We start from the raw sequence: 11054 nt of genomic DNA, 5'->3' as shown, positions 1-11054 counted from the left end.
GGAAATGCAGCGCAGGCAACGCTACATAAGTCGTCGCCGATTTCCGGCAAAACTTCCCGGCCGCGGAACCCAACAGCTCAGCGTCGCCGCCTAGCGGTAGCGGCCCCGGGCAAGTCCACCCGTTCGACGCACAAGATGGCCTCCGGTCGGAAACGCGGCCCCAGCAAACGCCACATCCGTCGTCGCCGTTTTCCGACAACCAAATCTTCGGCAGCTCGGCATCGCCGTTCAACGGCAACGGCCGAAGTGGGTTCCTTCCCCCGACGCCTCGGACCGTGCCTGCGCTGGAAATGCAGCGCAGGCAACGCTACATAAGTCGTCGCCGATTTCCGGCAAAACTTCCCGGCCGCGGAACCCAACAGCTCAGCGTCGCCGCCTAGCGGCAACGGCCCCCGGCAAGCCCACCGCTCGATACGCGAGATGCGCCTCCGGTCGGAAACGCGGCCCAGCAAACGCCACGCCCGTCGTCGCCGTTTTTCGGCAACCGAACCTTCGACAGCCAACAGCTCGGCGTCGCCGCCCAGCGGCAACAGCCAAAGTAGACCCACGACGCGCCGACCTGTGTCTGCGCCGAAAACGCGACCCAGCAGACACAGCACCCACCGTCGCCGCCCAGCGGCAACGGCCCCGGCAAGCCCACCGCTCGATACGCGAGATGCGCCTCCGGTCGGAAACGCGGCCCAGCAAACGCCACGCCCGTCGTCGCCGTTTTCCGGCAACCGAACCTTCGACAGCCAACAGCTCAGCGTCGCCGCCCAGCGGCAACGACCAAGACACCCACCGGGACCCGTCGCCAATTCCCGGCAACGACCTCAGCCCGGCGAGGACCTCAAAAAGGCGGAGGTTCCGGCCGCGGATCGTGCAGCGGCGGCGGAGTGCTGACGTGGGTCTGCCCGGTGGGCGTGGTGAGGGTGAGGCCACCGTCGGCATCGAGCCGATAGATCCAGCCGGGCTCGTCCTTCAACCGGTGGTCGCGTTTGCAGTAGGTGACGAGATCGGCGACATTCGTTTCCCCCTGGAACTGCCACGGGATCGAGTGGTCGAGTTCGCAGGTGTGGGCGGCCCGGGTGCAGCCGGGTCTTCGGCACTCGCGATCGCGCACCCGGACGAACTCGGCCGTCGCCGCGTCGGGGCGGTATCGCGTTCTGCCCAGGTCCTGGACCTGGCCGCTGAGGGGGTCGGTGATGATGCGCCGGAGCACGGTGTTCGGCCCGGCGGCGATATGACGGCCCAGCTCGGCCGGAATGTAACCGTGCCCGGCCATTTTCACCGGATCGTGGTTCAAGCCCAGATAGGTGGTGAGATCCATGTACAGGAACACTTCCGTGCGCTCGGAGACACCACCCTGCCCACCGAGGAGCAGGTCCAGGGCGACGTCGGCCCGGAGCTGGTCCATCGTCCGCTCGTCACCCTGATTCCGCAGAGCGCGGGCTTCGCGGTGGATCCGCTGGTAGGCGGCGGTGACCTTCTCCACCGGACCGTCCCGCACCTCGATCGACGCGACTCCGGCCTCGCCCTGCGCCACGGACAGGCGGCGTCCTTCCCGGCGTTCGGCCGCCTTCCTCTCGGCACCGGATCGATCGGCCTTCATCGCCGCGTAGCTCGCCGCTTTCCGGACCTGTTCGCTGTTCTTCTTCGGCAGCCGCGCTTCCAGCGCCGCATCTGCCACCAAAGAGTCCTCATCGGACAGCCAGGCGGTGGCCTCCGCCACCTTCCCAGCCGCGAAACCCGTCAGCTCACCACGGTCCATCAACGACAACGTCCGCGGCAGCCGCGACGTCAACGCCACCCCCGTCGCCACCATGGAACCGGCGAAACCATCCACAAGGGACAGTGCCATCGCCACCTCCTGCACCACACTCCCCACGCCGCCACGCAATTCGCTCAACCGCGACAGCGCCCGGTATCGCACCGCCTCGAGACGCGAGATCGCGGCGGTCATCTCTTGCGCGACCCGGACAGAATCCTTGTCGTCCATGGACTTCACTGCCGCATTGATCTCCTCCAAACGGTCAGGATCGGTCATTTCCTTGAGTACGGCCCAGATTTCGGCCTTCGGAACAGCCACTCGACGAACCTACAACCGACCACCGACAAATCCGTGGCGTCGAACCCCGATCTAGGGAAGGATGCCCTGGTGTCCCTGAACAGCACCCCTCGTCTCGGCCCTCCGCCGCGGCGCCTGACCGTCGACACGGAACAGGTTCGACGGCTCGTCGTCGAGCAGTTCCCGCACTGGGCAGACCTTTCGATTCGTCCCGTGGCCCGAAGTGGTTGGGACAACTACACATTCCACCTCGGCGACACGATGTCGGCGCGTTTGCCCAGCGCGGCCGAATACGCGTTGGCGGTGGAAAAGGAACACCGCTGGCTCCCGTCGCTCGCTCCTCGACTGCCTCTCGCCATTCCCGTTCCGCTGGCCCAAGGTGGGCCCGGCGCCGGTTATCCGTACTCCTGGTCGATCTACCACTGGCTCGACGGTGAACCGGCGAGCGCGGGCCGTATCGCCGACCCGGTCCGCTTCGCGGTCGATCTCGCCAGGTTCCTGGCCGCCTTGCAGGACATCGACCCCGCCGACGGCCCCCGGCCGGGAGCGCACAACTGGTACCGCGGCGCCACCGTGCGCACCTATGACGGGCAGACCCAGCGCGCGTTGGCGAAGTTGGACGGCGAGATCGACGTCGGACTGGCCCGCGAGATCTGGAAGACCGCACTCGACGCGCCATGGGACGGCGTGGAGCGCTGGTTCCATGGTGACGTCGCCGAGGGAAACCTGCTGCTCGAAGACGGGGACCTGGCCGCCGTCATCGACTTCGGGACCTGCGGCGTCGGCGACCCGGCCTGCGACCTGGCCATCGCGTGGACGCTGCTGACCGCGGACGGCCGTCGCGCGTTCCGTGAGCGGCTGCCGGTCGACGAGGCGACCTGGGCACGCGGCCGCGGCTGGGCGCTCTGGAAGACCCTTGTCACCTGCGCCCAGACCTCGGGCCGCGCCGACCAGGAGGCTCTGAACGCGAGGCGGATCCTCGGCGAGATCTTCTCCGAGTACTCCGCTGCGGGCTAAGCCGGACGGACACTCCTGGCCAGGCTGAGCCGCCGCTCGCGGTGCGCGGTCATGTACACCGGGGTGTTCACGACGCCGTACCCGCGATAGCCACCGATCCGTTGCACCACCTCGAAGAACACCCTGGAGCCGATCAGTTCGGTGTGGAAGTGCAGGAATTCGCCGTGCTCGTCACGGTCGTACAGCACCGAGTTCTCCCGCAACCGCGCGGAAAACGGCAGATCAAACCGGGCATCGAGATCGTCGTAGTAGTTGCCGGGGATCTCCAGCAAGGGCGCCCCGGCCTCCCGCATCGCCTGTGCGACGGCAAGTGCGTCCTCGCAGGCGAAAGCGACGTGCTGCGGCGAAGGAACACCCGGCGCCCACTCCCCTCGTCGCACCAGGGCGCTGTCCAACGTCAAGCGGACCTCCCCCTCGCCGACCGCCCGGCTGCGCACCAGCCCGAACGGCGCAGCGAACTCCGAAACGGGTTCGGGCCGCAACCCCAGCACCGATCGGTAGAACAGCGTCGCCTCATCGAAGTGATCGAAGGGCTGGGTCAGGGCGACGTGGTCGATGCCGGTGATCCCCATCCCGGCCGGAACCACCCCGGTGGGAACGAAATCGCGAAGCCAATCATCGTTGCCACAGAAGAAGATCTCGGTCCCATCCGGCGCGGCGACCGCCGAAAGGGCCGCCTCGTCCGGGCCCTGTTCACGCGGCAGCACGGGCGCGAGCAACGTCTCCGCGCGCCGCGCCGAACCGGCGGGGTCGGCGCTCGTCAACCCGAGCGCGCCGATCGCACCGTCCACTGTGGTCTCGTTCACCAGCACCCGCGCCGCACCCTGCTGCCAGAGCTGCACCGGCTTGGAGCGATGTGTCCCCACCCGCGCGAATCCGAGACTCGCGAGTGCCGCTCCCGGCACGGCGAGTTCCGCGAAGGCGTGTCCGGCCAGCCGTGGCGCCTCGGGAACCTCCAGTGCCCCCACGGAGTCCCGCAGCGCCACCAGTGACCGCATGGCGTCGACGGCGGCCGGACGCGGATCCGCCTGCCGGAAGACGTCGTTGAACACCTCCAGCGACAGTGGCCCCGGATACCCCGCCGCCAGCACGTGGCCGGTGAACGCGGCCAGGTCGAAGGCACCCTGCCCGGGGAAGAGCCGGTGATGCCTGCTCCAGTGCAGGACGTCCATGTTCAGGAGCGGCGCGTCGGCCAGCTGCAGGAAGAAGATCTTCTCCCCCGGGATCGTCCGGATCGCGCGGGGATCACTGCGGCGCGACAGGATGTGAAAACTGTCGAGGCACACCCCCAGGGCCGGGTGATCGGCCCGCCGGACGAGGCGCCAGGCGTGCTCGTAGGTGTTCACGTAACGGCCCCACGCGAGCGCTTCGTAGGCGACCCGGATCCCGCGCTCCCCGGCCACCTCGGCCAGCTCACGCAGCTGCGAGGCGGCGAGTTCGTCGTCATCGACGGCGTCGGGCGAGACCGACGAGCAGACCAGGACGGTCTCCGCCCCGAGTTCGGCCATGAGGTCGAATTTCCTGCTCGCCCGGCGGAGGTTCGCCCTCAGCACGTCCGGCGGCACGGCTTCGAAGTCACGGAAAGGCTGGTAGAGATCGATCGTGAGCCCGAGATCGCCACAGAGCCGCTGGATCTCCGACGGCGACCTCCGTGACGCGATCAGGTCGTTCTCGAAGATCTCGACACCGTCGAAGCCGGCCGCCGCGGCCGCGGCGAGTTTGTCCTCGAGCGTCCCGGACAGGCACACCGTCGCGATGGCGGTCCGGATCCGGTCACCGGACATGGGCGGGTTTCCCTTCCAGCGCTTCGAAATGCCGGATCATCCGGTCGGCGTCCGGCTCCGCGCCGGTGAACAGGCGGAACGAGTCGGCCGCCTGGAAGACCACCATCCCGCCGCCGTGCAGCGTCCGGCAGCCCCGTTCTCGCGCCAGCTTCAGCAGCTCGGTCTCCAGCGGCCGGTACACGATGTCGGCCACCCACATCCCCGGCCGCAGTGCCCCGGCGGGAACCGGCGAGCCCGGATACGCGGCCATCCCGGTGGGGGTGGCGTGGACGAGACCGTCAGCTGTCCTCAGGTCGTCCAGCGAACCCGCGCGGGCGCGCTCCTCGCCGAACCGCCTCCGCAGTCCGGCCACGAGGATCCCGGCGCGCACGGAGTCGACGTCGTGGACGATCAGCCGTCCGGTGCCGAGGGACAACAGGGCATGGGCGACGGCCGCGCCGGCGCCGCCCGCCCCCAACAGGACGACCGTGTCCAGATCCGCGTCGGGCAGGCCTTGGGTGAGATTGCGGGCGAAGCCGGTGATGTCGGTGTTGTGCCCGGTCGCCAGCCCTTCGCGGAACACCACCGTGTTCACCGCGCCGAGCGCGGCGGCCTCGGGCACGATCTCGTCCAGATACGGCAGCACTCGCTGCTTGACCGGATGCGTGATGTTGAGCCCGTCGAAACCCGCGGTCCGCGCGGCGGCCAGCACCTCCCCGATCGGCATCGCCAGCGCGTCGAGGTCGAGCCGCCGGTAGAGATAGCGCAGCCCGAGTTCGTCGGCTTCCCGCTCATGCAGCGCCGGGCTCAGCGACGGCCCGATGCCGGTGCCGACCAGGCCGATGAGGTAGCTGGTCACCAAGATCCTCCGTGGAACGACCCGAAATTAATGTACGAACTAGTGAGTTCACTGTAGCGCGGACAGGTCGGTCCGAGAAGTGCTGCGCTAGAGTGAGGCCCCCACCAGCGGTTCGAAGGGAGTCAGGTGGCCGCACCGTCGTCCGAGGTCGAGCGCCAGCGCGACAAGGAACGCACCCGCGCCGAGATCCTCGCGGTGGCCACCAGGGAATTCGCCGACAAGGGTTACGCCGGCGCGAGAGTGGACGAGATCGCCGCCCGCACCAGCACCACCAAGCGGATGATCTACTACTACTTCGGCGGCAAGGAACAGCTCTACGTCGCGGCGCTGGAACGGGCGTACGCCACCATCCGCGCCCTCGAGCGGGATCTGGACGTCGACCACCTCGAACCCGAGGACGCGATCCGCCGGCTGGCCGAGCTGACCTTCGACCACCACGAAGCGAATCCGGACTTCATCCGGCTGGTGAGCATCGAGAACATCCACCACGGCGAGCACATCGCACGCTCGGAAGCCTTGTCGGGCATGGCGAATCCAGCTCTCGACGTACTCACCCGCATCCTCGACCGCGGGCGCGAGGCCGGCCGGTTCCGCGACGACGTCGACGCACTCGACATCCACATGGTGATCAGCTCGTTCTGCGTGTTCCGCCTCGCGAACCGGCACACCTTCTCGGCGATCTTCGGCCGCGACATGCTCGACCCGAAGCGCCGCGCCCACTACCGCCTGATGCTGGGCGACCTGGTGATCGAGTACCTGACCGCCTGAAACACCGCTCTTGACAACCGTGGCACCGTCTCGCACGCTGTATTAACTAACTAGATCGTACATTGCTGGATCGCCCCTTGGAGCGTCGACGTGGCCCCTCCTTCTCCTGTCACGCAAGGCATGCCCCGCAAAGCCGCACTGGCCGCCTGGATCGGCAGCGCGCTGGAGTACTACGACTTCTTCATCTACGGCACGGCCGCCGCGCTGGTGTTCAACAAGGTCTTCTTCCCCGCCTCCTCCCCCGCCACCGGAACGCTGCTCGCGCTGGCCACCTTCGGCGTCGGATACCTCGCCCGCCCGGTCGGCGCTTTCGTGCTCGGGCACGTCGGCGACCGGCTCGGCCGCAAGAAGGTCCTGGTCTTCACGTTGCTGTTGATGGGCGCCACGACATTCCTCGTCGGCTGCCTGCCGACGTACGCCTCCATCGGAGTGCTCGCACCGATCCTGCTGGTGGTTCTTCGTCTGCTGCAAGGACTTTCGGCCGCGGGTGAGCAGGCGGGCGCCAACTCCATGTCGATGGAACACGCGCCACCGCACCGGCGTGGTTACTACACGAGCTTCACCCTCAGCGGTACGCAGGCCGGCCAGATCCTCGCCACGGCCGTCTTCCTGCCGATCGCCGCGCTCCCGCAGGAGCAGTTGCTCACCTGGGGCTGGCGGATCCCGTTCTGGTGCAGCGCCGTCGTGGTGGTCGTCGGCTTCGTGATCCGCCGCAAGATCGACGAGACCCCCGTGTTCGAACAGAACAGGGCCGAGGTCGCCAAGCTGCCGGTCGCCGTGCTCTTCCGGACGCACTGGAAGGACGTGCTCCGCGTGGTCGCCGCGGCCACGATCGCCTCCGTCAGCACGATCTTCACCGTCTACGCGCTCAGCTACGCGGTCAACACCGTCGGACTGGAGCGGGGGCCGATCCTGTGGGTCGGCGTGCTGGCCAACGTCGCCGCGCTGCTCGCGATCCCTGTGCTGGCCGGACTTTCCGACCGGATCGGCCGCAAACCGGTGTTCGTCGCGGGCTGTCTCGCCTGCGCGGTCCTGATCTTCCCGTACCTGTGGTCGATCTCGGGCGGTTCGTACCCGCTGATCTTCGCACTCGGCATCCTGCTGTTCGGGGTGGCCTACAGCGCCGTCAACGGGGTGTGGCCGTCGTTCTACGGCGAGATGTTCAGCGCCAAGGTCCGGCTTTCGGGGATGGCGATCGGCACCCAGATCGGCTTCGCCATCGCCGGGTTCGCCCCGAGTGTGGTGGCCGCGATCGGTTCCGGGAAGGACGACTGGCTCGGCGTCGCCGTCTTCACCGCCGCCGTCTGCCTCCTCAGCGCGACAGCCGCGCTCACCGCTCGCGAGACCCACGACGTCCCGACGGAGGATCTCGGCGCGGCGCACGTCCGGCGGGTGAAAGAGCCCGCTTCCGCGACGCGTGGCGGATGAAAACACCGCGCCGGGCCGCCCACAATCGGCGGTAGTTCCGCCACTCCACGTCAGGAGCGCCACCGATGACCTACGCGTACGACCCGGAGATCTCCCCAGGCTAGCCGCTCAGAACCCCGGCCAGCCTCGGCGCAGGAAGGCGAAGGCGGCGTCCAGCGCGGCGGACGGATCGGGCTCCGTACCGGCCAGATCCGGGATCTCCAGGACGTAGCGGGCCAGGAGCCGCACGGAAAAGTCGTCTTGGCCCGCCTGTTCGGCGATGACCTTCGCGAGCGCGGCCTCGCAGCCCGTCCACAGCACCCTGGCGTAGGCACGCAGCGCCGGAGTGGCGATCACGAGGTCCGCGACCCGGCGCGACAGCGGATCGGGATCCGGGTCGAAGGGGCCGCGAGTCGCGAGAAAGTCCCGCAGCGCCTGCAGGATCGAGACGCCCTCGGCGCGGTTTCGCACCGCGGCGGCCAGCGCCTCCTCGCGTTCGGCCCCATGGCCGAGGATCAGTGCCTCCTTGCCGCCCGGGAAGTGCGCGAACAACGTCGACACCGCCGTGTCGGCGGCGTCCGCGATCTCCGCGACGGTGACGTTGTCGAAGCCCCGCTCCAAGAAGAGGTCGCGCGCGGCCCGCGACAGGGCCTGCCGGGTCGCCGCCTTCTTGCGCTCCCGCCTGCCCGGTTCGGTCTGTCCCATGCCCTCACCTTACATCGGATTCACTCCGAACTCGAAGTGGGTATATATTCGAAGTCACTTCGACTTTTAATCGGGAGTCATCATGACCCACTGGGACGTCCATCACCTGCCTCGCGCCGACGGCAAGACCTTCCTGGTCACCGGCGGCAACGCGGGTATCGGCTACTTCGTCGCCGAACAGCTCGCCGGGACCGGGGCCACCGTGGTCCTCGGCAGCAGGAAGGCCGCCAAGGCCGACGCCGCGATGGCGTCGATCCGGTCGCGTGTCCCCGACGCGAGACTGGGGCACCTGCCGCTCGATCTCTCCGATCTCTCGTCCATCAAGTCCTCTGTGGACACTCTGAAGATCGAGCGGCTCGACGCCGTCGTCTGCAACGCGGGCGTGCTCCTGGAGGAGCCGCCGAGGCGGGAGACCGCCGAGGGACACGAATTGACGTTCGCCACCAACCATCTCGGGCATTTCGTGCTGGTGCACCACCTGATGCCGTTGCTCGAAGCGGCGACGGCGGGCCGCGTCGTCACCACGGGCAGCTTCGTCGGCAAGTCCGCGGAACTCGATCTGGACGACCTCCAGAGCAAACGGGACTACCAGCCCAAGCGCACCTACTCGCGCTCGAAGCAGGCGCAGATGCTGTTCGCCTTCGAACTCGACCGGCGGCTGCGCGCGGCCGGGAGCACGGTGCTGAGCGTCGTCGACCATCCGGGCGGCGCGCTCGACTCCCTGACCCCGCCGAGGCCGGTGCACGAGACGCCAGGCGGGCGGAAGTTCCCCGCCGGGCTTCTCTTGCAGGGCAAGGAAGCCGGCGCCTGGCCCGCCGTCCGCGCGGTCCTCGATCCGGCCGTGCGCGGCGGCGAGATGTTCGGCCCCCGCGTGTTCGGTCTCCGCGGTGAACCCCGGCGGGAACCGGTTCGCGGCCGGCTGGCCGACACCGAGCTCGCCGCCCGATTGTGGGCGGCGAGCGTCGGCCTCACCGGCGTCGAGGTCACACGGTGACGTCGGCGGAGTCCGCCTTGGCCCGGGACTTGAGGCCCAGCAGCAGATCCACCACCAGGAACACCAGCAGGCTGATGCCGAACAACGGCACGAACCAGCCGATCGCCGCGGCGAGGAGGACGAGCCCCGCCACCAGGGCGGGCGGCGCCTTTCGCCACTGCCCCCGCGGAATGGGCCGCCCGAAGGTCAGCCCGGTGGCGCGGGTCGGCCTGCGCCGCCACCACATCCGGTAGCCGAGGACGACCAGCGTGACCAGGCCGGCGCCGAGCAGGAGCAGCGCGAGCTGGTTGGGCCAGCCGAAGAGCACCCCCATATGCGCGTCGATCCCCCAACGGGCGAGCTTCGCCATCAGCGGATAGTCGGCGAAGCGGACCTCGCCCAGGATCTGCCCGGTGGTCCCGTCGACCGCGACGGCGTCGACCTGGGTCGGCCAGCTCCGTTCGACCTCGGTCACCTGCCAGGGAGCCCCGGGTTTGGCCGGCAGCCCGATCTCCACGGAAGCCGCGTCGATCCCGGCGGCGCGGGCCGAGGCCAGCACGGCGTCCACGCTCTCGGGCCGGGCGGGGGCGGGTGCGGCGGGAGCGTCCCCGTGACCGGCGTGCCCGGTGTGCCCCGCGTGCTCGCCGCTCCCCGTCACCTTCAGCGCCGGGGTGGCCCAGCCGAGGGATTCCCGCAGCGCCGAGACGTTCTCGCCCGCGTACGCCGACCACGTCAGCCCTGTCGCGGAGAGGAACACCGCGCCGAGCAGTACCCACAGGCCGACCGTGCCGTGCCTGCGCACCGACTTCCCGCGGGCGGACTCGGTTTTCGCGGCTTTCTCCGCCTTCTCGGTCCGGCGGGCACGGCGACGGCTCACCCACAACACGAGGCCGCCCAGTGCGACCACCCACAGCCAGGACGCGGCCAGTTCGCTGTAGAGCCGTCCGGGTTCGCCGAGCAGCAGGTTGCGGTGCAGCTGGTCGAGGACGGTCCGGAACGGCAACGCGCCGCTCGTGCCGTACGCGACGAGGTCCCCGCGCACCTGGGCGGTGGCGAGGTCGACGAAGATCGCGCGCCGTTCGGACTCGCCGAGCCCTTCTTCGTTGAACAGCACCCGGGTCGTGTCGCCCGGCTCCGCGCCGGGCCGGACGGCGGCCAGTTCACCGCCGGGGTTGGCCGCTTGCGCCGCCTTGACCTGGTCGGCCAGCGAGGCCTGCTTCAGCCCGACGGGCGCCTGAAGCTGGTCGGAGTAGATCCACGACTCCATCTGGGGAGTCGCGGCGTACAGGACGCCGGTCAGCGCCGCGATGAGCACGAACGGTCCGACGAGAACGCCGGCGTAGAAGTGGAGCCGGAGGAACAGCCCGCGCCAGCCGGATGCGCGGGGCGGGCTCGCGGCCTGCTCGGTTTGTGTTGCCATGAGGGAACTCCTGAGGCGTCGGTGGGGAGGCGTGCGCCTGCGCCGCGCGCCGGAACGGTCACGGCGCGCGTGCTGAGCCCTGCCGGGACGTGGGG

General features: G+C 69.2%; 9 protein-coding genes. 4 read left to right on the top strand and 5 right to left on the bottom strand.

Features of this window, described 5'->3' with window-relative positions:
• Positions 1-829: 829 nt before the first annotated feature.
• Positions 830-2026 (bottom strand): HNH endonuclease signature motif containing protein, encoded by a 1197-nt coding sequence (locus tag SD37_RS18160; RefSeq protein WP_044853445.1) that lies wholly within the window; start codon positions 2024-2026, stop codon positions 830-832.
• A 117-nt stretch (positions 2027-2143) separates the two neighbouring features.
• Here SD37_RS18160 and SD37_RS18155 point away from each other — a divergent pair, with 117 nt between their 5' ends.
• Positions 2144-3064: an aminoglycoside phosphotransferase family protein gene (locus SD37_RS18155; RefSeq protein ID WP_044853444.1), complete on the top strand. Its 921-nt coding sequence runs from the start codon at positions 2144-2146 to the stop codon at positions 3062-3064.
• Here SD37_RS18155 and SD37_RS18150 read toward each other — a convergent pair.
• Together SD37_RS18150 and SD37_RS18145 are read right to left on the bottom strand one after the other, a co-directional pair.
• Complete coding sequence (locus tag SD37_RS18150; protein ID WP_044853024.1) at positions 3061-4848, bottom strand: bifunctional sugar phosphate isomerase/epimerase/4-hydroxyphenylpyruvate dioxygenase family protein; 1788 nt, start codon at positions 4846-4848, stop codon at positions 3061-3063. The genes SD37_RS18155 and SD37_RS18150 overlap by 4 nt on opposite strands.
• Positions 4838-5686: a shikimate dehydrogenase gene (locus SD37_RS18145; protein WP_044853023.1), complete on the bottom strand. Its 849-nt coding sequence runs from the start codon at positions 5684-5686 to the stop codon at positions 4838-4840. Before SD37_RS18145 ends, SD37_RS18150 begins: the two co-directional genes overlap by 11 nt.
• 126 nt (positions 5687-5812) lie before the next feature.
• Between SD37_RS18145 and SD37_RS18140 the strand changes: the two genes are divergently transcribed.
• A complete protein-coding gene (locus SD37_RS18140) occupies positions 5813-6454 on the top strand; it encodes a TetR/AcrR family transcriptional regulator (protein ID WP_044853022.1) in 642 nt (213 codons plus the stop codon).
• Between the two features lie 120 nt (positions 6455-6574).
• A complete protein-coding gene (locus tag SD37_RS18135; protein ID WP_044853021.1) occupies positions 6575-7882 on the top strand; it encodes an MFS transporter in 1308 nt (435 codons plus the stop codon).
• 108 nt (positions 7883-7990) lie between these two features.
• On the opposite strand, the gene SD37_RS18130 is transcribed toward SD37_RS18135, so the two are convergent.
• Positions 7991-8566, bottom strand: a complete 576-nt coding sequence (locus SD37_RS18130) for a TetR/AcrR family transcriptional regulator (RefSeq protein WP_044853020.1) — start codon at positions 8564-8566, stop codon at positions 7991-7993.
• 82 nt (positions 8567-8648) lie between these two features.
• Here SD37_RS18130 and SD37_RS18125 point away from each other — a divergent pair, with 82 nt between their 5' ends.
• Entirely contained in the window at positions 8649-9560 is a 912-nt protein-coding gene (locus SD37_RS18125) for an SDR family NAD(P)-dependent oxidoreductase (RefSeq protein WP_044853019.1), read from the top strand.
• Here the strand turns inward: SD37_RS18125 and SD37_RS18120 are convergent.
• Entirely contained in the window at positions 9550-10959 is a 1410-nt protein-coding gene (locus SD37_RS18120) for a PepSY-associated TM helix domain-containing protein (RefSeq protein WP_044853018.1), read from the bottom strand. The two genes, SD37_RS18125 and SD37_RS18120, sit on opposite strands and share 11 nt — an antisense overlap.
• Between the last annotated feature and the right edge of the window lie 95 nt (positions 10960-11054).

Source organism: Amycolatopsis orientalis, from assembly GCF_000943515.2.
Classification (GTDB): Bacteria; Actinomycetota; Actinomycetes; order Mycobacteriales; family Pseudonocardiaceae; genus Amycolatopsis; species Amycolatopsis orientalis.
Note: the sequence above shows the minus strand (reverse complement) of the source record. Positions and strands in the feature narration are given on the sequence as shown.